Raw genomic sequence first — 22,443 nt, forward strand, 5'->3', positions numbered from 1 at the left:
AGGACAACAATACATGCATAAGCAAGATCTTAAAAAGAAAAGATCACATAACAGACTGTGATCTTGAATGATTATTTTCGTTTTTATTTAGACTAAATCCGATTTGAGTTAGTGCGCTCTCTAAATTGTTCGTGATCATGATTCCTTTAAAATCCACATCAACATGTAGAGTGGTTAGCGCAAGATCAGGTCTAAATCCTGTTAGAATCGGAGTAACACCTATTAACATTAACAGCTTCACGATGTTTAACAGATATTCACTAACAGAGTTATTGATTCTGCTCACTCCAGAAAGATCGATTATCATGTATTCAAGTTCTAAATTCATGCTGCTTTCAAGTGTGCTTTGAATGATGATCTCTGCTCGATATTCATTAATATGGCCAATGATCGGAAGGATCGCAACGCCTTTTGTTAAAGGAACGATTGGCACCGAGATTTCTTTTATCTCTTTATTCGCCTTATCGAGCTCTAATACGTAAGTCAACAATGAGGACATCGTTTGAAAAAGCTCGATGTGCTGATCTGTAAATTCAAAGGTTTTCGTATCTAGACCACAGATGGTCCCGTAGTTTTCACCATCTTCATAATAGATAGGTATCGCAATAAAACTTCCCCCACCCAAATCTGCTGTCACATTCAGATGCTTCGTCCGTTCATTTTGCGTAATATCTTCAATCAGAAGAATTTCTTTGCCTTGATCCACACTCACTTTACAGAACGTTTCTTGAAAAGGCATTGTTGTACCTTCAGAAATCAATACCTTGTCTTTATTAACTGCTTTTTTTATTTCATTTACTTGTTTGTCGTTCTTGGCGATAAACAACGTATTAATGTTGATAAGTTTACTCATAAAATGAAGAATGTTCTCAGTTGCTTCTTCAAAGTTTTTAACCGATTTATTTTTAAGTGCTGAATTTAGATGAATAGACAAAGTGAATGACCAACCTTTCATTTCTAAAAATCGTTCTTACGTTATTCTTTGATGGTCCACCCCTTTATTTACCCTAAGTAAAATGAAATAAACATGTAAGTAAACCATTTATCGAACGCTTTAAACGTCCTTAATTTTTGATTCAAACAAACTTAATGATATGGAAAAAAAGAATCAAGCGTTGACTAAAATATCAATTTAAACTCAAATAAAAAATAACAAAAACAGCACTTCTTTGAGGACTGTTTTTCCCGTGTCTAAAGAACTATATGAAAACTCCCAAATTAAAACATTCTTCACCATTTTTTCAAGTTAAAAGTGTTTGAAAATAGTTCTTTAAATAGTAAATACTCCCTATTCTAAATCAAAAACACGGGAGTTATCTCCTATTCTAGTAGTTGGCATATCGTGGTAACATTTTGAATACACGGAATTATCCGACAATATATGTCGGTTTTCGGTAACTACTATGATTTAGGGGGAATCTTGGTGAAAAAAGGGAAATGGGTATCTGCTGCACTCGCTACAATGTTGAGCTGCTCTGCTTTTTCAAGCGTTAGTGCTGCACCAACAAATGTTTTATCCGATCTACAAGCACCACAACAACACGATGATCACAAAGGACATAAGCACGGGGGCGGTCCTTTTGATTTAGGCATCGCCAACGATGAAAAATTGATCGAAATGCTGAAGAAACAAGGTGAAATCAGTAAAAACGCATCTGAAGCAGATGCACAGAAAAAATTACAGCAATACTTACACAAAAAACAAGAGAATGCATCTAAATTCTCTGAAGGTGCCTTAGAAGACGAACATAGTGAAAAGCGTAAAGAAATTAGAAGTAAGCACAAAAAAGAAGGACTCAAAAAAGACGGTAGAAAAGAAGATAAGATTAAAAACGTAAAAGAAGAAAAGTGGAAAGGACAAAAACGCGTAGATAACGTTCTTGTTCTTATGGTTGAGTTCCCAGACTACCCTGCTACGAACATTAAAGCAGACGAAACAGATATGTTTTATGAAGAATATCCAAAGAAACACTATGAAGACTTAGTCTTTGGAAATAAAGGATACACAGGACCGAATGGAGAAAATTTGATCTCCATGAAGCAATATTATGAACAGCAATCCGGCGGGAGTTATTCTGTAAAAGGTAGTGTTGGAGGATGGTATAAAGCTAAACATCCAGCTGCTTATTATGGAGGTAACGTACCTACTCCAGACGGTAATGACAAGGACGCTCGTTCTCTAGTAAAAGAAGCGCTAGAAGCGGCTGCAAAAGATCCTAACATTAACCTAGGAGACTATGACCAAGAAGATCGCTACGACCTAGATGGAGATGGCAATACACGTGAAGCTGATGGTTTAGTTGATCACCTTATGATCGTTCACTCAAGCGTTGGTGAGGAAGCTGGCGGAGGTGCACTTGCTGGTGACGCAATCTGGAGTCACCGTTGGAACCTTGGCGCACCTTTCCCAATCGCAGGCTCAGAGTCTGAAGTTGATTATTGGAACGGCATGATGGGCGCTTACGATTATACGGTTCAACCTGCTGATGGAGCAGCTGGCGTATTTTCTCATGAATATGGTCATGATCTTGAGCTTCCAGATGAGTACGACACACAGTACTCTGGCCAAGGTGAGCCAGTTGCATACTGGTCGATCATGTCTAGCGGAAGCTGGGCTGGTAAAGTTCCTGGTACTGAGCCAACTGGATTCAGTGCTTGGTCTAAAGAGTTCTTACAATCATACATCGGTGGTAACTGGTTAAGTGGAGAAACGTTCGTTTACGAAGAGATCGATCGTAAAGGAATTGATGTTCTTTTAGATCAAGCTAACACGAAAGGCACGAACAATGATGCCGTTCGCGTAGATCTTCCACAAAAAGAAACAGTAGTTAACAAGCCTTATAGCGGTGAATATCAATATTTCAGTGGTAGCGGAGATGACTTAGATAACTCCTTGGTTACTACTCTTGATCTCTCAAAAGCTTCAACTGCTACACTAAACTTTAAAACATGGTATGACATTGAAACAGATTGGGACTATGCTTCTATCAAAGTGAAAGAAGAAGGAGCTACGGAGTGGGTAACTGTTAAAGGAAACCTGACTACGGATGCGAACCCGAATAATCAGAACCCTGGCCATGGTATTACAGGAAGCACGAATGGTGAATGGGTAAACGGGGCATTCAACCTATCTGCTTATGCTGGTAAAAAGATCGACCTGAAGTTCAACTATTGGACGGATGTCGCTGCAACAATGCCTGGATTCTTTGTAGATGACATCTCTGTAAACGTTGATGGAACTGAAGTATTGTTTGATAATGCTGAAGGAACATCTACATTTAAGCAAGAAGGCTTCACAAAGAACCAAGGTAAATTCTATTCTGATCATTACTACTTATTAGAATGGAGAAATCACCAAGGTGTTGATAAAGGTCTTGCTCACATCGCACGTGGTAAAAGCTTAATGTCTTATGATGGCGGACTTATCGTGTGGTACGTGGATAACAGCTATTCAGAAAACTGGACAGGCATCCACCCTGGAGATGGCTTCTTAGGAGTAGTCGATGCGAACCAAGAAACGCTGAAATGGAGCGATGGAAAAGTTGCTTCAACACGCTACCTGATCCATGACGCTGCATTCAATACGGATAAAGGAAAGCCAATGTTCCTAGATTACAAATCAATCAATGGAACATCGCTTACAGATAACGCGATCCATCCAAACTCCGTATTCAATGATAAAGATGACTACTCTAACCCTGGACTTCTAGACGCTGGACGTAACGTTCCACAATACGGCCTAAAGTTCTCAGTAGAAGGAAAGAGTAAAGATAATTCTGTAGCGAAGATCAAGATCTCTCGCAAGAAATAAAATTCATTCATAAACCCAACTGTGTTCATGCAGTTGGGTTTTATTTTCCTAGGGTAAACTGTTATATAAGGAGGGTATGAGATGCAAAAGTTTATACGCGTACTTTTAACGGTTTTTACACTAATTTTTCTTATGAGCTGCAGCACACAAGAAAACGATAATCTTCCTGGGAAAAAGGAATCAGAAGAAAAGGCAGAATCTGATCCGAAAGATTCCTCTGATTCTAAATCTGCAGAACAAAACGAGGTGACTGCCATGATTGCAAACGATGAAAAAATAATACAGATGCTTAAAAACAAAGGCGAAATTCCTGAGGATGCCACAACAGAAGAAATCAACAATGCTCTTCAAAAATATCTGCAACAAAAGAAGCCTGGAAATTTAGAGGATGAAAAAGCAAAAAAGAAGTACATCGAGGAATTGAAGCAAAAGATTCAAAAAGAAAGTAAGACAGCTGAATAACCCACAGCATTTAAGAGGCTGTTTTCGTATTCAGTGTTGCTTTTGAAAGTAGTTGATTTTCGTTTCAGATGCTCGCTTTCCGCGGGGCAGACGGTGAGCCACATTCGTACGTTACCGTATAAGTGTCTCACCTGCCCGCCTGTCCTAGCCGAGAGTCTCGCAACTTCCACTACAATCAAAAAGTCAAAGAAGGAATAGAAAAAGACTTAAAAGCAACAATCTTTTAGAACGCATTCAATATAAAAGATTTAAATCAGCAACATTCTAATAAAAAGACAAAAAAAGATGGTTTAAAGTGTCTAAACTTACAACACTTTAAAACCATCTTTTTTATTACTTAGCTTCGTTTATAAGGCCACCAGTTTGCTTCTCCAAAGTTCTTAACTAGAACCGGAATGAGCAATGGCAGAACGACAAATGCGTATAGAAGCAATCCTACTAGGATGATGGACGCGATCTGCAATAGTGAAAGCATTCCCGAAGGCATCATCGCAGCAAACGTTCCACCTAATATGATCACGGCTGAAATAATAACCGTTCCCATCTTTTTCATAGCGAGAAGCATCGCATCGGCAACCGTAAGATTTTTATATTCGTTAAAGCGATCCATTAAGAAGATGCTATAATCCACACCCAGTGCGACTAGGATTACGAATCCAAAGAACGGAACAGCCCAGCTGATTCCTGTGTATCCAAGTAGGTTCACATAGATAAATTCATTGATTCCCATTGACGTGTAGTACGTTAAAATGAGAGAACCGATCAGGTAGACAGGCATAATCAATGAACGGAACAAGAATACAAGAATGATCGAGATTCCTACTAGCATGAGCAGAACGGTTCTTGAAAAATCATTGCTAGAAACAGTCTGTAAGTCAGCGTTTGAACTCGTGATTCCCCCCACTGCCACTTTTGCGTTTTCTAGCTCCGTTCCTTTTGTCACTCTATTGATCGCTTCTTTCATCTCGCCTACTTCATCAATTGACTCGTTAGAATAAGGGTTGATTCCAAACACGACATCCATCGTCATCGTTTTGCGATCTTCTGATAGATAAGCATCCAGTGCCTGTTCAAAATCCTTGCTTTGAAGGACCTCTTCTGGCATATAAAAAGCACTCTTATCCTTTGTTTCGGCTAGGTTATTCAAATAATCCTGCGCAGAACCAAGACCATCTGAAACTTGATTCAATCCGTCAGCACTCTGATCTAAACCAGTCGTTAACTGACTAAACTGACCACCAAGGTCTTCAAATCCTTTTAAAAGTTCCTGTTGGCCGCTATTGATACCGTTTAAGCCGTTTGTTAACTTAGGCACATTATCAACGATCTGACCCTGACCATCAGCAAGTTGCCCCAGACCTGACTGAAGTTGATTCGTACCATCGATCACTTGCTGAAGTCCACCGATAATGCCTTGTTGATAGCCGTTTATCTCTTTAAATTTACCATTAGCTTGTTGAACACCTGATGAAATTTGATTCAATCCACCATTTAATTGGTCCAAGTTATTTTGAAGAACAGGCAGTTGATTTTGAGTTACTTTCACTGTGTTCTTTATCTTCTGATACTCGGCATCGTCATCTGCAATCCCATAACGATCTTCCAACTCTTGAAAGTCTTGATCCGTAATTGATGCCAATGCAGTTTTCAAGCTTCCTAATCCTTGCCCTAGTTTTACGTAGTTTGATTGGATCGTTGATAGATTTGATCCTGCTTGTTCATAACCCTGCTGAATCTTTTGATAACCAGACAGCAGCTCTTGTTGTTTAGCTTTTATCTGTTGTAATCCCTTTTCTGCGTCAGCTGCTCCCAGCGTTCCTTTTCGAATGCCATCTTCAATCTTCAACAGATTCCTTTGAATCTCAGTTAAACCAGATTGAGTAGCACTTGTGCCGTCGATAAGCTGCTGAATGCCGTCAGTCGCACCAGTCAGCTGCGGCTCAGATTTTGATAACTCTCCGCTCGCTTCCATAAGCCCACTGCTGATTTTATTGATCCCTTCTTTTCCATCACCGAGGCCATCTTCTAAGCTTTCTGCCTGCTTGTAGACAAAGAAATCTTCGACCGGTTCGCCTGTAGGCCTAGAAACAGACCTTACCGCATCAACATGATTAACCTTTTCTAGTTCCTGACTAATCTTTTCAGCAAGCTCCATGTATGGAGTCGAGTCCATCTTTTCATCATTTTTTATAACGATGTTGGTTGGCATCGACTCTCCCGCTCCAAAGCTTTTTTCAATCACATTAAACGCTTGGATCGAAGAAACATCCCCTGAGATTTCTTCTAAAGAGTTAAACGATAGTTTCCCATCATACGTCACAAGAAACGGTACGCATATGACCGCAACGAGTATGAGCGATAACAATGGACGCTTTAAAGAAAAGTTCCCTGCAACTGCCCAGAGCTTGCTTTCGCCATGCTCTGCTTTTTTCTTAGATGGCCAAAAAATCTTCTGACCTAAGACCATCATGAAGAAAGGAACAATCGTGAATAGCGCTACTAAAAGTATACCTACACCAACCGCGACCGCTGCTGCTGATTGATATAGAATAAACTGAGAAAAACCGATTGCAGCAAAACCGATCATGACCGCCAAACCACTAAAGAAAACGGTACGTCCAGCCTGGCGATACGTCGCGATGATCGCTTCTGTTTTACTTTCTGTGAGCGATAATTCCTCTTTATATCGACTTAGCAAAAGGATACAATAATCTGTTCCGATTCCAAACAATACAGCGACTAAAAAGATCTGTGTATAGTTAGAGATCGGAAAGTCAAATGAATCTACTAACATGGCTACGATCGATTGAGAAGCGAGATATGTCACACCAACGGTTAGCAATGGAATAAGTGGCGCAACTACAGATCTGAATACTAAAAGCAACACGCCAAGAATGAAAACAACTGTAATTCCTTCTGTTTTCTTAAGACCTTCTTCAGAACTCTTTACAAGATCTTCGTTGATCATCCAATTGCTTGTGTAATAATGTTCTACTTTATTGTCTTCAATCGTTTTATATAGAGCCTCATTCACTTCACTTGGCTCTCGGTCATTCCAAGCTACTTTTATAGACGTTAAGATGGAGTTTCCATCTTTTGAGACTAACTGCTTCTCAAGACTTTTTTCATTAAAGTGAGTCAGAATCTCCGTGATTCCAAGTTCTTCTTTATTTTTTTCAAGTTGACGGATTGCATGCTCAACCTCTTTTTTATCTGCAGCGCTAAGTCCTTTCTCATCGGTAAAGACCAATGCTACAGAAGACTCATCTCCACCGCCTTCTTGTTTCTGGACTTCGCTCATAATGTCTGAGGCTAATGACGACGAATAGCCATCTGGTACATCGACTTGTCCTTTTTCTCGAACAAGCTCAGCCATATTAGGTGCCGAGATCATAAGGACGGCAACTATAGCAATCCATGCAATAAGCACCAGCCATTTTTGTTTTAAAATAAACCGCACGATTTCTCCCCCTGCCTACTGTTTTTCCTGAAGTGTCGTTAAGATGTTGTTGATCTTTTCGTACGTGTCAATAAACTGTTTGATCTCCTGCTCCTCAAACTGAGTAATGATGGATTCTACCAAGTTATAAATTCTTTCTTCTGTTTTTTTGTAAAGCTCAAGCCCTGTTTCCGTTAATGTGAGATAAACGACGCGGCGATCGTTTTGATCTCTCGTTCTCTCAATCAAGTCTTGATCCCACAATTTTGTGATCACAGCTGTAATGGCACTTTTCTTCACATCAAATACTTTTGCTAGTTCGGTTGATGTGCAGTTCTCAGTCTTGTAGATATACTTCAATGTATAAAATTGATCATTTGAAAGTTCACTCTGTAGCTGTTCTTTTACAAGGGACTCCCCTTTTTTGTGAACAGCAAATGTGAGATCGATATAACGATCAACAAGTTCTTTAATGGATAGTTGTGACATACTAACCTCCTGTTGGTTCATTTTTTTAACTGTTCAATTATTGAACTATCTATTTCCAGATTTAGATTACATGGTGGACAAGTAGCTTGTCAATCACTCTTCTATAACTTTTACAGTGATCTATTTAAACGTAACAAAAAAGACATATCTCTTTAGATATGCCTTCTTCCTCATTCTTATGAAGTTTGCTTACTTTCTTGTAGTGAATAGAGATAAAAAATATAATCGATCGATGCTCCTTTATAGCCGAGTTGATTGACGATTGCAGATAAATGTCCTCGATGATACGTACCATGATTCACGATGTGCTGAACAAGATCACCATAGGTTGAATGTAGTGTTCCGAAATGTGGATGATGAACAGTGATATCAGCGGATAAATCTTCAAGTCCTATGATGAAGTTCTCGTAGTCTTCAGACATTGCTTCAAATTTCATTTGCATATTTTGTAGATCTGCAGCATTTAATTCTTCGTGTAGCTGTTTAACGGAGTTAAAAATATCTTCGAATGTTTTCCCTTTTAGTACTTGTAGCCATACATAATCGACTTGATACATGTGAACAAGAACATTAGCGATCGAAGGAAAAACACTTTCTACCTCTTTCCTATACATTTCGGTTGGGAGTTCTTTTAGTTTCTCAAATACTCTCTCATTAGCCCAAAAGTTAAATTGTTGAAGTTGTAGCGATTTATTCATCCTTCATACCTCCAGATTGTTTTTCATGGTACTTAATTCGATGACGGATTGAATAAATCCTTTAAAAAATGCAAACAACTGTTCTTTTTCGAAAGTAACGTATGCTGTATGAGAAATAGTTAATTTCTGTTTCACGCTGCTCGCTTTCCGCGGTTCAAACTGTGAGCACAACGTATGCTAGAGCTTTTACAACGAAGAAACGCATACCCAGAGAGGTATTCAAAAGTATCAATCCAGAAGTTTACTCTCTTAATCAAAAAATTTTTGGGTTTTATCCACGAGTTTTACTTCTCATTCCAAAAGTTATCTGCGAGTCGACAAACTTCGACAAACCCAGTAACTCAAATACCCCACATCAAAAAAGCGCACTCCACTCAGGAGTACGCTAATCACCACACATTTTATTTTACGATCTCCGATAACAACTGGAATGAACGCAATCGTGCAGCATGGTCGTAGATTTGGCCATTTACGATGATCTCATCTGCCTGTGTTTCGTCTAAGAACGCTTGCAGCTTAGCTTTGACCGTTTCTGGACTGCCGATAAAGGATGTGCGTAACTGCTGATCGAGTGCCGCTTTTTCATAGGGACTCCAGATGCCATCCATGCTATCAACAGGTGGCTTCAACTTGGTTGGGTTTCCACGCACTAAGTTGACGAACTGCTGTTGAAGAGATGTAGCGATACGCCCTGCTTCCTCATCTGTATCTGCTACAACCACGTTTGCTCCCACCATCGCATACGGTTTCTCAAGTACTTCAGATGGCGTAAACGTATTACGGTATAACTCTAGTGCAGGAATCGTGTTGTCTGGCGAAAAATGACTCGCGAATGCAAACGGAAGTCCTTCTCTACCTGCCAATCGTGCACTAAAGCCGCTTGAACCTAAAAGCCAGATCGGAATATCTTGACCTTCTCCAGGAACCGCTCTTACTTTCATAGGCGATTCTGCTCGTTCTGGATCTAGATACGTTCGCAATTCCTCTAGCTGGTACGGAAAATCATCACCCATGTTGCCTAGATCACGTCGAAGCGCTTGTGCTGTTATCTGGTCTGTTCCAGGAGCTCGTCCGAGTCCGAGGTCAATTCTACCTGGATACAGGGAATCAAGTGTGCCGAATTGTTCAGCAATCACGAGTGGCGCGTGGTTAGGAAGCATGATTCCGCCAGAGCCGACACGAATTTTAGACGTACCACCCGCCACATGACCGATCACGACTGAAGTAGCAGAGCTCGCGATTCCAGGCATATTATGATGTTCAGCCAGCCAATAACGGTTGTATCCCCATTTTTCAGCATGCTGAGCAAGATCTAGCGTATTCTTAAACGATTCAGATACAGTTCCACCTTCAACGACCGGTGCAAGGTCAAGAACTGACCATTTCACATCACTTAAACTTTTTTTACTGGACATCGTAACGTCCTCCTTATTTAAAGCAACAAAAAATTAGCTACTATATTTTAATAATTCGCTACTAGTATAACAAGTTTGCTTTCTTAAATAAAAAATACTGCTTATCCCTCATATAGAACGTACGTGTTCACCTACTAACTCGTATGACTTCAATCGGTCATCATAAGAGTGAGTAATCGTCACAATCATCATTTCATCTGCTTGATACATTTCTTGAAGCCTATATAGTTCTCTCTTTACCTCTTGTGGGTTGCCGATAATCATTTTTCTTTTTGCTTCATGTATGAATTGTTCCCGTTCTTCGATTGAAAAACACTGGTGAGCTTCTTCAATAGTTGGAACGCCACGTCCTTCGCCAGAAGCATTCTGTTTTCTCCATAAAATTCCTGGTAATGCAAGTTCCTCAGCACGTTCTGTTGTTTCTGCACAGATCACAGACACAGCAACAATCGTTTTTGCTGTTTTTAATGATGAGTTCGGTTGAAAGACTTTTTGATACGATCTTACAATTTCGGATCCTGGTTTATCACTCATAAAATGACCGAACGCATAAGCTATTCCAAATTCTGCAGCTAAATCAGCACTTTTTTGGCTTGTTCCAAGAATCCATGGAACGGGCGAAATCTCGGGGACTGGAGCGGCCTGAATCTTAGAAAACATATCGTCTTTTGGAAAGTCGTTACGCAGAAAGTGCAGCAGTTGTTTGATCGATTGGGGAACTTTTCGAACATTCTCCAAAAAATTTTCCGAAAGAGCGATCGACGCCTCTGCCGACCCTCCAGGAGCACGACCGATACCAAGATCGATCCTTCCAGGAAAAAGTGTAGCGAGCATGTTATAGGTTTCCGCAACTCTGTAAGGTTTATAATGCGGTAAAAGCACAGCTCCTGCGCCGAGTCGAATCTTTTTTGTGTTTGCCCCAATATAGCTCAGCATCACTTCTGGTGCTGAGCAAGATAAGCCGCTAAAGTTATGGTGTTCCGCGATCCAATAGCGTTTATAGCCTAGCTTTTCTCCCTCTCGTGCAAGTTCCATTGAAGCTTGAAGAGCTTCTTGCGCACTCTTACCGGATGAGATTGGGGATTGATCGAGTATGCTTAATTTCATCTCGTGCCTCCTCCCTTATATTCTTGTATTTTACTCCAAGTCTTACTCTCTTTACTTTTTTGAGGATTATCATATAAAAAAAGAACCCCGCTTGAGGTTCCTTTCATCTGAATGAGCTAGACTTTTATTTCTGTATCCGCCTTTACAAACTGATCAGCAGATAAAGTACTTGCTCGGTAATGCGTATAGAGTTCCGCTTCTGACAAATTGAGCGAGCGGCATATCGACTGGATTTCCAGCCATGAACCTCTCTCCAAACCTTGTATGATTTTTAATGCGAGATTATAGGAATCTATGTTTCCTAAAAGAGCTTCAGCCAGCTCATTCGTTATCGGAAGGTCAGCAATCACGTCTCTCATGTTTTTACTCAGCAGCGTGTCGATAAGAGAGAACATGCCAAACATGTAGAGATGATTTTTTGACACACCTACTGATTTCGCGATGCGTTCAAAGAAAAAGGCACGAGTAAGACTCATCTTTACAATTTCCAGTTGAGTATCAACTCTGTTCAAACTCGACATCATCAAAATCATGACGAGCTTTTTGATTTCATACAGTCCTACTAGGACGACAGCTTGTTTTATCGTTGTAATCTTACTTTTAAAGAAGTAGGTACCAGAATTCATCACTTTCAAAAGCTTATAAGAAAGCGAGAGATCTCGTTGAATTAAGCTGCTGATCTCATGAATGTCTGGCTCTGAACCATTCAGTTTTTCTAATAGCAGAAGATAGTTTGTCGGAATAGGAGCGATATCTTTTCCCTGCAATACGACTGGTCTGCTGAAGAAGTAGCCTTGAAAGTATTCAAATCCTAGCTCTTTTGCTTGTTCAAACTGCTCACGTGTTTCTATCTTTTCTGCTAGAAATGTAATCTGCTCGCGGTACGTTTCAATCATGATCTTCATCTCTTGGACGTCCATTAATAAGTAGTCCACTTTAATGATATCGATATAAGGCAGTACTCTATCTAAGTTGCGGTTTACCGAAACATCATCAAGCGCAATAATATAACCTTTATTCTTTAACTCTTTACAGACCTCAAGCACTTCGTCCGTTAAACGAACATCCTCTAAGATTTCAACGACGATATATTGAGGAGAAATATACGTAGGAATCCGATTTAATAACAGATTTTCCGTAAAGTTTATAAAACATTTCTTGCGTTCTCCAACTTCTTTGATCCCGATTCCAGCAAAGCTGTTCACCATAACATCGATTGTAGCACTATCATGGTCCAATCCATCATATCTATTGTTCTCACTGTTTCTATATAAAAGTTCATAAGCGACAACGTTCTCATCTTTGTCTAAGATCGGTTGTCTGCCAATAAAAATATCCATCTCTATCCCCATTCACACTCATTCATCTTTTTCCTTTATATAGACATCAAACCATAAATTGTAAACAAGTACAATACGTGTTTTGGTGTTAAATGCTTCCAAATACTTTTTGTGTATACTTTTGTCGAACCTGTAAGTTCATGTTTCAACTCAATAGTCAGTGGGAACACAAACTACGTACTAATCTTCTACAAAGGGAGGAAATCGATGGATACTCATGGTAAAGTGGTTGGCGTTTTCCGTACAGAAGATGATGCGATTGATGCAATTAAAGAGCTGAGAGATCAAGGTTATAGTGACAACGAAATTTCAGTGATCGCAAAAGACAAAAAAGAAGTAAAACACATTCATGAAGAAACTGGCTCAAAAGCTCCTGAAGGGGCTGCCACGGGAATGGCCACAGGTGGCATTCTTGGTGGACTTGGTGGTCTATTACTAGGTGCGGGCGCACTCGCTATTCCAGGAATCGGCCCGATCGTAGCAGCAGGTCCTATTGCAGCAGCCCTGGGCGGTGCAGCAGTTGGTGCGGGTGCAGGAGGAATTGTTGGTGCTCTTGTAGGATTAGGCATACCTGAAAATGAAGCGAAAGAATACGAACAATCTGTTGAAGCTGGGGACATTCTCGTTCTTGTTGATGCGAACGAAGTAAGCCGACATAGACAAGCTAATGATACATTCCGTACGTACCGTTCCACAAACGCACATCGTTATGAAGATTCATATTCCAACAAATAGTAAAAGGAGGAGGATTCAATATGAAAAACGATACAATGGAAGGCAAATGGAAACAGTTAAAAGGTGAAGCGAAGAAACAATGGGGCAACCTCACAGATGATGATTACGATCAAGCACAGGGTGACCGTGAGAAAATGATCGGAAAGATTCAGGAAAGACACGGAAGAAAACGAGAAGAAGCTGAGCGTGAATACGACGATTGGTATAGCAGAATGGAGCAATATTAAAAATAGTAGAAACCCCACTAAGTCACGACTTAGTGGGGTTTGTTTTGTAGCGTTATTTAATAAGAAAGGATTGTAAGTTCATCTTGTTCACATTTGGATCCGCTTTTTTCTGTAAAACTTTTAATCCTTGCCCCATATCAGAAGCTAATATATAGTTTCGATCTACGAAAACACCCCATACGTTTGCTTTGTCAGATACATATGATCCTACTTCCACCGGATTTGCTGGATCCGTAAGGTCAACCATACGGATGCCATCAGAATAATGAGAAAGGTAGAGCGTATTTCCTCTTACTTTTGGATCATGCACCGTATATGTTCCTGGCTTGCGCTCTCCTGCTTTAATCTGCACCATCGAGTTTAACGTTCTAAACGTACTTAATAAAACAGGATTACTTTTATCTTTTATGTCGTATACACGAACATATCCCCAGCCTCTTTCAAATCCTGGGTCATGAGGATCAGGATTAAAAATTTCTCGCGTTTCAATCAAAATGTTTCCACCATGAGCTAACGCCGCCGAATGCGCTGCTCCTTGAACATCACGTTCAAATTTTGTCCTTCCAACAAACTTTGGATTTGCAGGATCTTCAATATTTAAAATGATTGTTCCAAGATCCCAATAGGAGAGGTATGCATATTTACCTGTTTCATCCGTGATGACACTATGTAAAAATGCCGTGCGCTGTGCGCCTGTCTCGTCTTCATATTGATAATCACCATTAAAACTACCGCCAACTTCAGTTGGATCCCAGTTTGAGAGTTCCTCCGGTTTTCTAGGGTTTGTTACATCTACGATTGAAAAGTCATGAACATCGACCCCTTTGTCCTTATAGCGATGAGCTTGATAATTAGTAGCTAAAAGTAAGACTTTGTTGTTCTGTTCTGTCAGCCAATGTTCATGCGTCCCGGTAGGAAGATTAGAAGGTGTTTTCCAAAACCCTAGCTTTTTTGGCTCTTTAGGGTTGGTAACATCGTATAACACCACACCACCATTTTCAGATGTTTCTCCTTCATAGCCATATCGCTCTTTATCAACGCGCTGAACACTCACAGCCGCTAAGTCTCCTTTAAATGACGGAGTACTTACTGATTGAACGATTACCTTTTCCTGCCATGTTCCAGGTATATCATTCGCAAGAACAGCAACTTCTTTAGGATTGGCAGGATCTTTCATATCAAAAATCCTTACTCCCTCATTTGTCATCTGACCACGGTGTGTACCAAGATATGCATACCCTTTGTACGCATATACATCTGCGGTTGTAGCAGGTTTTCCTTTTATGTCTTTTAGGGGTACAGCAGCCACTTCTTTAAGATGTTCAAAGTTTTTAGATCCTTCTACTTTTGGAATTCCACCAAACGTAGATTCTCCAGCTTCAATGTAGCTTTTTTGTCCGTTTTCGCAAGCTAAAGCAATTCCTCCACCTGCTAAAGAAAGTGCAAGTGTACTTAATAAAATTTTTGATGCAAATTTGTTCATATCCCCTTAGCCACCTCCATCTTAATAGTTCCTACAATAAAGGAGTTAATCACAAGAAAGAAGTGGAAAATAGACTAAATATTCCACATATAACGTGTGAGAATTTGCGTACTTTTGTCGTTTAACAACGGGACTATCATCCTGTTAAACATAAAGAAAACCCTGAACTCATTGGAACTTATATCGTCCAAGGTTCAGGGTCAAATTTACATGATAACAAAAAAGATAACAGCTACTAGCACTAAACGATAAATCGCAAATGGCGTTAGCTTAACTTTTTCAATAACGTTTAAGAAGAAACGGATGGATAACATGGCGAATACAAATGCACTGATGAATCCAACCACAAAGAATGGCATAGCGTCCATACTAAAATATTCTAAGTTCTTTAACAGGGAGATTCCACTCGCACCTGCCATGATCGGAACAGCCATAATGAATGTAAAGTCAGCTGCAGCACGGTGACTAAGCCCTAGAAGGACACCACCTGAAATCGTAGCACCAGAACGTGAAAATCCTGGCCACAGGGATAAACACTGAATCAATCCGATCGAGAATGCTTGCTTGTACGTAATCTTATCTACTGTATCAATGACAGGGTTTTGATTTTTAGCAGCAAATCGATCGGCAAAAATCATGAGAAACGCACCAATCGCGAGTCCAATAAGCACTGTATTCGTCGTGAAAAGGTACTCGTCGATATAATCTTCGAACAACAATCCAAGAACACCTGCCGGCAAGAGCCCTACGATGACTTGTGTTAATTTTAAACGGCTCCCCGTGATTTCATTTGTTGCTTTGTTTCTGCTAAATCCAAGCATGTCGATAAATCGCTGTCTGAAAACAACGACTACAGCTAAAATTGAACCAAGCTGTATGACAACTTTAAATGTATTGGCTGGATACTTACCTAAAAAGTCTTGTGATCTTAACCACATGTCATCTACAAGAATCATATGTCCCGTTGATGATACAGGAGCAAACTCCGTCAAACCTTCTACTAACCCTAAAATTAGGGCTTTTAATAACAATAGGATGTCCATAAAAATAACTGATCTCCTTTAACAACTTATACTCTCATCTCTATATAATAGACGTTTTTCGATGATTAGCAAAGAATGATGTAAAACTTTTTATAACACTGTAACATATTGCGAAAAAGTGAGAAACCCCGTCGGAATGAAATCCAACGAGGTTTTTTAAAGTTTAATACTTTAAAAGCGAATGAAGTTTTTCTTTATCTAGAACCTTCACCAGCTCTACTAGAAGCTTTGCGCTATTTTCTAAGTCGCTCTTACTGACCATGGAAGTATGACTATGAATGTATCGGGCTGCAACTCCCACTACCAGACTTGGGATTCCTTTTTTGAAGAGATGGAACTTACCAGCATCCGTTCCTCCGCCAAGCATAACGTCTACTTGGTACGGTATGTTATGTTTCTCTGCAACCTCGATGATTAAGTCGCGAAAACCTGTATGTGGAATCATGGACGAATCGAGGAACGTGATGAGCGGCCCTTTTCCGAGCTTCGCTTTGTTTGGGTTCCCACCAGGACCATCTTCTGCAACTCCTACATCGAGTGCAATCGCCACGTCTGGCTCCATAATCGCAGGTGCCGTAATCGCTCCCCTAAGCCCTACTTCTTCTTGAACGGTCGCACCACAATAGACGGTGTTTGGATGATTGATATTTTGTAACTGTTGCAGTACTTGTAATGCCGTGTAACAGCCTGCTCGATTGTCGAGTGCCTTGGCAAGAATCGTATCACCGTCAGGCATCAGTTCAAATGGGCATATCGGTAGAATCGGATCTCCTACTCTAATCCCCCACTCCTTCACTTGGTCTTTATCTTTTGCACCAATATCTATAAACATCTCTTTCATCGGATAAACACGGTTTCGTTCATCGGCTGTTAAGATATGAGGTGCTTTTGATCCAACGACGCCTGTGAACGTTTTACTTTTCGTCTGAACATGGACACGTTGCGCGAGTAGAACTTGTGACCACCAGCCTCCTAATGGAACGAAGCGCAAATAACCTTGTTCTGTAATCTCACTGACCATGAAACCGACTTCGTCCATGTGACCTGCAAGAAGTATTTTAGGACCGTCATTTGTAGATCCGTGTTTTTCACCGAATACACTCCCGATATGGTCGTTCATGAGCGTAGCACCCGTTTTACTGATCTCACGCTTCATGATCTCTCGAATTGCTTTTTCAAAACCAGGAGCACCATTTGTTTCTGTTAACTCTTTTAATAAGTCCATCATTTTTCACCTTCCTATTTTATAGGATGGGGAAAATATACGGTTTGAATACGTTCTTTTTCAGAAGGAGAATAAAATTATTCAAAATCGAAGTTCAAGACGTATTTTCTACCTTTATTGGTTCCAATCGTTTTAAAACGTAGTGAGTTTAAAAGGTGTTTCGTGATATGTGGTGAGTTGATATGGAGGAAATCATTCATTTGCCGATTACTGATCGTGTTATTAATCAAAAGATAATAATCACGTAAGCCTTGTAGATGAGCATTTTTAGAAGTTGCCATACATCTATTACATACCCATGTACCATATGTTCTGTGCATACTAAACAATTTACAGTTTGTACACTGTAATCCTTTTATTAAATCACTTTCCGGGATGTAAAAACGTTGAAGGATATTGAATTCGAGTGGAGTGTCCTTTAACAGAAGTTGGTTAGAGAGGGTACAATGACATTCATCAGTAAGGAGATGAGTTGTGTGTCTTTCCTCAAGTTCTTTTATTTTTTCAGGCAAAACATAGTAGGGTAATACGAACTGCGAGAGGTTTTGAGATTTTTCTTTTTCAGTAGACTTGATTACAGATTTATCATTTCCGATGATTACAAGCGGCTCAATAGGAATCGAGGGGAACTTTTGAAGCTTAAGCCACTTTTGAAGTTGCTCCACTTGTCTATTTACTTGGACAACTGGGCTGCTGAATGCTGTTTCATCCTTATTGTCATTGATCCTTATTAACTGATTGAAAATAGAGTCAAAAATAAGTGTTCCAGTTATGTTTTTCACTTCGATGATAATTATGAGATTTGAGGATAACAGAAGGCAATCAATCTGGAAGTAATGTGAACCATCATAAAGACGAAGGTCATGAAGGATATGGTATTTTTGTTCGGGTAAAAAACTTAGTGGAAAATCTAATGAACGCTCACCACGATATCCAGCCAAACTTTTTGCATATGTTTCAGAAGCAATTTGTCTTTTTGGATGTTCAAGATCAAGTCGTCTAAATAGTGCCTCAAACTTGTATAATTTAATTGGCTTTGTTCGTTTTTTGATGATCAAAGTCTAACTCCTTTCATGATTATATTGTTAATAATTCTTTTGTATGGGTGCAAATCCTGTTAGGAAAACAGATATCAGCAACTTTTTTGTTATATCGGCGAAAATGAGTATTTTATCGGCAACTTTCGAATTATATCGGCAAGAATTTAAATATATCGGCGAAAATCAAAATATATCGACATTTGCACAAATTCAGCATACAAAAAAGGACTCACCTTGGGGCGAGTCCTGTTATCCACCTATGTATGGTGGAGACGGTGGGACATGTTATTCCATGCTTTCGTCATGGCACTGACTATATCTTGAACCTGAAGAATCAGGTTCTTCGGCGTATTATACGAAACATAAATTTACTTGTGTCCAAGCAGAATTTCGTATCCTAGTACTACCAAGAATGGCAGCCTATAAGTCGATACACGGCTGTTGGATTGCTCCACATACCGCTCGGCATTGCCTTGCAACGAAGAACAGTTGGTTAGGTTTCACCGATAAAGCCGAATTATCACTTATGTGTTACCACATAAGGCGACTAATTATTAATCGAACCCACGTCCAAAGATATTGGCACTTAAGCTTCTACGAGTGTAGTCGGTTTATTCGCGTTTCGCGGATCCGTCTGCCAGCCGACAGGCGCCTGGACCGCTAGCCTGATTATTCTCTTCCTTCGTCCTCAGGCGGAGGACAACCGGCGTAGCCCACTAAGAGTGAGTCCCTTACCCTACCACATGGGCGATGGAGGGAGGAACAGCTAAAGTGCTATTACGCAGCTAAAGCTAAGTTGTTGTTTTGTTTGCCAGTTATTGGCTGTGGCGTTTTAACGAGGCCGACCCCCTCGACTCGCAACTTAAGCTCAAACTACCCCTGTCGAATCCGTAACGTCCCCATATAAAATGGTAAGCAAAAACTTAATTCTGCGGAACCTCGGAAAGAGATAAAAGCTCAATCGCTTCTATTCACTTGTGTACTCAGTATAACATTTTTGCTTCATCTTCTCAATTGTAACATCCTGTAAAAGAAACCAATTAAGCTTTTTGGCGATCTCGGAATGCACGCTCGATCTCTCGCTTTGCATCCTTTTTCTTCAGATCGTCACGCTTGTCGTAATGCTTTTTCCCTTTTGCAAGTCCAATCAAAAGCTTCGCAAAACCATTCTTTAAATACATTTTCAAAGGAACGATAGAGTAACCTTGTTCTTTGGTTGCACCTAATAGCTTGTTGATCTCTTTGCGGTGTAAAAGCAGCTTGCGCGTACGAAGTGGATCATGGTTGTACCGGTTTCCTTGCTCGTATGTGCTGATGTGCATGTTGTGTAGAAACAACTCGCCATTTTGCACACGTGCAAAGGAATCTTTTAAATTTGCCCTGCCTGCGCGAATGGATTTGATCTCCGTGCCCTGAAGGACAATTCCTGCTTCAAATGTTTCTTCGACGTGGTAATCGTGCCGCGCTTTCTTATTCTGTGCGACTACTTTCCCTTCTCCTTTTGGCATGTAAAACTCAATCCTCCCCACAGCAAGTGAAGTTTAATTATAGCAATATGGTCAAATAACGTCAAGGTTCACCACCGAGGATGAACCTTGACTAACTTGCTCATTATTTCTTCTTTTTCTTGCCTTTTTTCTTAGCTACTGGTTTATAGAAAGGCTTCTTCTTCCCTTTCTTTGAATCTTGAGGTCCGCTGGAACGCTCTGATTCACTTGTGCGGTTCTTGCTTCTTCTTCCTCGTCCGCGTTTTGGTGTATCTCCAATATCGATGACTTTTTGGCGATCTTTAAAGCGTTTACGAGGTGTTCCTTTCATTCCGACGATTTCAAAATCGATCGCGCGCTCATCTACATTTACGTTCGCAACTCGAATGGAAATCTCATCACCGATTCGGAAAACGTTACCTGTTCGCTCACCGATCATCGCCATAAACTTCTCATTGAATCGGTAGTAGTCGTCTGTTAGGTAGCTAACGTGTACGAGTCCTTCAATCGTGTTTGGAAGTTCAACGAACAATCCAAAGTTCGTTACAGAGCTGATCACGCCGTCAAACTCTTCGCCTATCTTATCAAGCATGAACTGTGATTTTTTAAGCTCATCTGTTTCACGTTCCGCATCAACAGCACGGCGTTCCATTGCTGATGAATGCTTAGCGATCCCAGGAAGTTCTGCTTTCCAATGACTGACTGTTTTTGGTCCTGTGTCTTTTTTAAACAGATACGTACGGATGAGGCGATGTACGATTAAGTCTGGATAACGACGAATCGGTGACGTGAAATGAGTATAGAATTCCGTCGCTAGTCCGTAGTGACCCAGTGACATATGATCGTACTTCGCTTGTTTCATCGAACGAAGCATGATTTTACTGATCACCATTTCCTCTGGCTCACCTTTTACGGTCTCCAAAAGCTGTTGCAGGCTGCGCGGGTGAATATCGCTTGCAGTCCCTTTTAACGCATAACCAAACATACCGATGAACTCTAAGAAACGTTCTAATTTGCCCTCATCAGGGTCTTCATGAATTCGGTACATGAAAGGAAGTTCGAGTTCATGGAAATGCTGTGCAACGGTTTCGTTGGCACATAGCATAAATTCTTCGATCAATTTTTCTGCAACAGAACGTTCACGTAGAACAACATCTTGTGGGTCGCTGTTTTCGTCTACGAGTACTTTTGCTTCAGAGAAATCGAAGTCAATCGCCCCGCGTGCAAAACGTTTTTTGCGAAGAATTTCGGCAAGCTCTCCCATTAACTTAAAGAAAGGGATGAGTGACTCGTATTTCTTGTTAACCGCTTCGTCTTCATCCTGTAAGATTTTACGAACATCTGTATACGTCATGCGCTCTGTTGTTTTGATTACACTCGGGAAGATTTCATGTTTAATGACTTCTCCATCATGGTTGATCTCCATCTCACAAGAGATCGTCAAGCGGTCTACTTTCGGATTTAAGGAACAGATCCCGTTTGATAGACGATGTGGAATCATTGGGATTACACGATCGACTAAGTACACACTCGTACCACGCTCTTGCGCTTCTTTATCGATTGGAGAATCTTCAGTTACATAGTGCGTCACATCTGCGATATGTACGCCAAGCTTATAATGGCCATTCGGCAGCTTGATAACATGAACCGCATCATCCAAGTCTTTCGCGTCCGCTCCATCAATCGTTACAATGGTTTCGTTACGAAGATCACGACGTCCTTCAATATCTTTCGGGTCGATCTCATCTGGCGTATTATGAGCTTGCTCAAGTGCTTCAACAGGAAACTCTCTTGGCAGTCCATGTTTGAAGATAACAGAGATAATATCTACACCTGGATCGTTCTTATGCCCGATGATGTGAATGATCTCTCCTTCAGCACTGTTTCTACCCTCAGGATATTTTGTGATCTTCACTAGTACCTTATGTCCTTCTACAGCGCCGTTAACGCCGTCTGCAGGAATAAAGATATCATTCGGGATCCGTTTATCATCAGCCACAACAAAACCGAATTTACGGCTTTCCTGGAACGTTCCGACGACCTCTGTAACGCCTCGTTCTAAAATACGAATGATCGTACCTTCTGGACGTGATCCTGACGATGTTTGGTTGAGGCGCACAAGAACCGTGTCTCCGCTCATCGCACCATTCATATCAGATTGTGAGATGTACACATCTTTTTGTTCAGACTCTTCCGGGATAAGGAACGCAAAGCCTTTCGCATGCCCTTGAACGCGGCCTTTAATCAGGCTCATCTTTTCTGGCAATCCATAACGGTTCGTACGTGTTCGAACGACTGAACCTTCATCTTCTAGCTCGTTAAGTGTTAAAACCAGTTTCTTGAAAGCTTCAGCGTCAGGAAGTTGAAGAGCTTCTTCAATCTCTGTCACTGTCATCGGTTTTTCCGATTCTTTCATGAGCTGGAGTATTTGCAGTTTATCCA

Annotated in this window: 17 protein-coding genes and 1 other RNA gene; 4 read left to right on the top strand and 14 right to left on the bottom strand. The window is 40.5% G+C overall.

Features of this window, described 5'->3' with window-relative positions:
• Window positions 1–43: 43 nt before the first annotated feature.
• Window positions 44–934, bottom strand: coding sequence for a GAF domain-containing protein (locus I5J82_RS13250; RefSeq protein WP_233096482.1), 891 nt, complete (start codon window positions 932–934; stop codon window positions 44–46).
• Between the two features lie 489 nt (window positions 935–1,423).
• Between I5J82_RS13250 and I5J82_RS13255 the strand changes: the two genes are divergently transcribed.
• Window positions 1,424–3,811 carry an immune inhibitor A domain-containing protein gene (locus tag I5J82_RS13255; RefSeq protein WP_198768235.1) on the top strand — a complete coding sequence of 796 codons (2,388 nt, stop codon included), beginning with the start codon at window positions 1,424–1,426 and terminating at the stop codon, window positions 3,809–3,811.
• Window positions 3,812–3,892: 81 nt separating this feature from the next.
• Entirely contained in the window at window positions 3,893–4,273 is a 381-nt protein-coding gene (locus I5J82_RS13260) for a hypothetical protein (protein ID WP_198768236.1), read from the top strand.
• 337 nt (window positions 4,274–4,610) lie between these two features.
• Here the strand turns inward: I5J82_RS13260 and I5J82_RS13265 are convergent, their stop codons facing one another.
• From I5J82_RS13265 to I5J82_RS13290, 6 genes are all read right to left on the bottom strand, one after another.
• Complete coding sequence (locus I5J82_RS13265; RefSeq protein ID WP_198768237.1) at window positions 4,611–7,733, bottom strand: MMPL family transporter; 3,123 nt, start codon at window positions 7,731–7,733, stop codon at window positions 4,611–4,613.
• A 15-nt stretch (window positions 7,734–7,748) separates the two neighbouring features.
• Window positions 7,749–8,201, bottom strand: coding sequence for a MarR family winged helix-turn-helix transcriptional regulator (locus tag I5J82_RS13270; protein ID WP_066397521.1), 453 nt, complete (start codon window positions 8,199–8,201; stop codon window positions 7,749–7,751).
• A gap of 176 nt (window positions 8,202–8,377) precedes the next feature.
• Window positions 8,378–8,899 carry a DinB family protein gene (locus I5J82_RS13275; RefSeq protein WP_198768238.1) on the bottom strand — a complete coding sequence of 174 codons (522 nt, stop codon included), beginning with the start codon at window positions 8,897–8,899 and terminating at the stop codon, window positions 8,378–8,380.
• A gap of 401 nt (window positions 8,900–9,300) precedes the next feature.
• Window positions 9,301–10,314, bottom strand: a complete 1,014-nt coding sequence (locus tag I5J82_RS13280) for an LLM class flavin-dependent oxidoreductase (RefSeq protein WP_198768239.1) — start codon at window positions 10,312–10,314, stop codon at window positions 9,301–9,303.
• 108 nt (window positions 10,315–10,422) lie between these two features.
• Window positions 10,423–11,421 (bottom strand): LLM class flavin-dependent oxidoreductase, encoded by a 999-nt coding sequence (locus I5J82_RS13285; RefSeq protein ID WP_198768240.1) that lies wholly within the window; start codon window positions 11,419–11,421, stop codon window positions 10,423–10,425.
• A gap of 116 nt (window positions 11,422–11,537) precedes the next feature.
• Entirely contained in the window at window positions 11,538–12,761 is a 1,224-nt protein-coding gene (locus tag I5J82_RS13290; protein WP_066397529.1) for an EAL and HDOD domain-containing protein, read from the bottom strand.
• Between the two features lie 207 nt (window positions 12,762–12,968).
• Between I5J82_RS13290 and I5J82_RS13295 the strand changes: the two genes are divergently transcribed.
• Both I5J82_RS13295 and I5J82_RS13300 read left to right on the top strand, forming a co-directional pair.
• Window positions 12,969–13,496 carry a general stress protein gene (locus tag I5J82_RS13295; RefSeq protein ID WP_066397531.1) on the top strand — a complete coding sequence of 176 codons (528 nt, stop codon included), beginning with the start codon at window positions 12,969–12,971 and terminating at the stop codon, window positions 13,494–13,496.
• A 20-nt stretch (window positions 13,497–13,516) separates the two neighbouring features.
• Window positions 13,517–13,723: a CsbD family protein gene (locus I5J82_RS13300; protein ID WP_066397538.1), complete on the top strand. Its 207-nt coding sequence runs from the start codon at window positions 13,517–13,519 to the stop codon at window positions 13,721–13,723.
• Window positions 13,724–13,775: 52 nt separating this feature from the next.
• Here the strand turns inward: I5J82_RS13300 and I5J82_RS13305 are convergent, their stop codons facing one another.
• The 7 genes from I5J82_RS13305 to rnr form a co-directional block, all read right to left on the bottom strand.
• On the bottom strand, window positions 13,776–15,206 hold the full coding sequence (locus I5J82_RS13305; protein ID WP_198768241.1) for an LVIVD repeat-containing protein: 1,431 nt from the start codon (window positions 15,204–15,206) through the stop codon (window positions 13,776–13,778).
• Between the two features lie 206 nt (window positions 15,207–15,412).
• Entirely contained in the window at window positions 15,413–16,249 is an 837-nt protein-coding gene (locus I5J82_RS13310) for an undecaprenyl-diphosphate phosphatase (RefSeq protein WP_066397542.1), read from the bottom strand.
• 163 nt (window positions 16,250–16,412) lie between these two features.
• Window positions 16,413–17,474 carry a M42 family metallopeptidase gene (locus I5J82_RS13315; protein WP_198769016.1) on the bottom strand — a complete coding sequence of 354 codons (1,062 nt, stop codon included), beginning with the start codon at window positions 17,472–17,474 and terminating at the stop codon, window positions 16,413–16,415.
• Between the two features lie 77 nt (window positions 17,475–17,551).
• On the bottom strand, window positions 17,552–18,532 hold the full coding sequence (locus tag I5J82_RS13320; RefSeq protein ID WP_198768242.1) for a nuclease-related domain-containing protein: 981 nt from the start codon (window positions 18,530–18,532) through the stop codon (window positions 17,552–17,554).
• A 537-nt stretch (window positions 18,533–19,069) separates the two neighbouring features.
• Window positions 19,070–19,407: a transfer-messenger RNA gene (gene ssrA / locus I5J82_RS13325) on the bottom strand.
• Window positions 19,408–19,554: 147 nt separating this feature from the next.
• Window positions 19,555–20,022, bottom strand: a complete 468-nt coding sequence (gene smpB, locus I5J82_RS13330) for an SsrA-binding protein SmpB (protein WP_066239234.1) — start codon at window positions 20,020–20,022, stop codon at window positions 19,555–19,557.
• Window positions 20,023–20,125: 103 nt separating this feature from the next.
• The gene (gene rnr / locus I5J82_RS13335) at window positions 20,126–22,417 is read right to left on the bottom strand and encodes a ribonuclease R (protein ID WP_198769017.1); all 2,292 of its coding nucleotides are present in this window, start codon (window positions 22,415–22,417) and stop codon (window positions 20,126–20,128) included.
• Window positions 22,418–22,443: the final 26 nt, after the last annotated feature.

It is taken from the genome of Fictibacillus halophilus (assembly GCF_016401385.1).
In the GTDB taxonomy this organism is placed as follows: Bacteria; Bacillota; Bacilli; order Bacillales; family Fictibacillaceae; genus Fictibacillus; species Fictibacillus halophilus.

Bases quoted from the DNA above. Each gene is read 5' to 3' on its own strand.
- I5J82_RS13260 (WP_198768236.1), top strand. From the start codon at position 3,893: ATGCAAAAGTTTATACGCGTACTTTTAACGGTTTTTACACTAATTTTT.
- I5J82_RS13270 (WP_066397521.1), bottom strand. From the start codon at position 8,201: ATGTCACAACTATCCATTAAAGAACTTGTTGATCGTTATATCGATCTC.
- I5J82_RS13275 (WP_198768238.1), bottom strand. From the start codon at position 8,899: ATGAATAAATCGCTACAACTTCAACAATTTAACTTTTGGGCTAATGAG.
- I5J82_RS13280 (WP_198768239.1), bottom strand. From the start codon at position 10,314: ATGTCCAGTAAAAAAAGTTTAAGTGATGTGAAATGGTCAGTTCTTGAC.
- I5J82_RS13285 (WP_198768240.1), bottom strand. From the start codon at position 11,421: ATGAAATTAAGCATACTCGATCAATCCCCAATCTCATCCGGTAAGAGT.
- I5J82_RS13290 (WP_066397529.1), bottom strand. From the start codon at position 12,761: ATGGATATTTTTATTGGCAGACAACCGATCTTAGACAAAGATGAGAAC.
- I5J82_RS13295 (WP_066397531.1), top strand. From the start codon at position 12,969: ATGGATACTCATGGTAAAGTGGTTGGCGTTTTCCGTACAGAAGATGAT.
- I5J82_RS13300 (WP_066397538.1), top strand. From the start codon at position 13,517: ATGAAAAACGATACAATGGAAGGCAAATGGAAACAGTTAAAAGGTGAA.
- I5J82_RS13305 (WP_198768241.1), bottom strand. From the start codon at position 15,206: ATGAACAAATTTGCATCAAAAATTTTATTAAGTACACTTGCACTTTCT.
- I5J82_RS13310 (WP_066397542.1), bottom strand. From the start codon at position 16,249: ATGGACATCCTATTGTTATTAAAAGCCCTAATTTTAGGGTTAGTAGAA.
- I5J82_RS13315 (WP_198769016.1), bottom strand. From the start codon at position 17,474: ATGGACTTATTAAAAGAGTTAACAGAAACAAATGGTGCTCCTGGTTTT.
- smpB (WP_066239234.1), bottom strand. From the start codon at position 20,022: ATGCCAAAAGGAGAAGGGAAAGTAGTCGCACAGAATAAGAAAGCGCGG.
- rnr (WP_198769017.1), bottom strand. From the start codon at position 22,417: ATGAAAGAATCGGAAAAACCGATGACAGTGACAGAGATTGAAGAAGCT.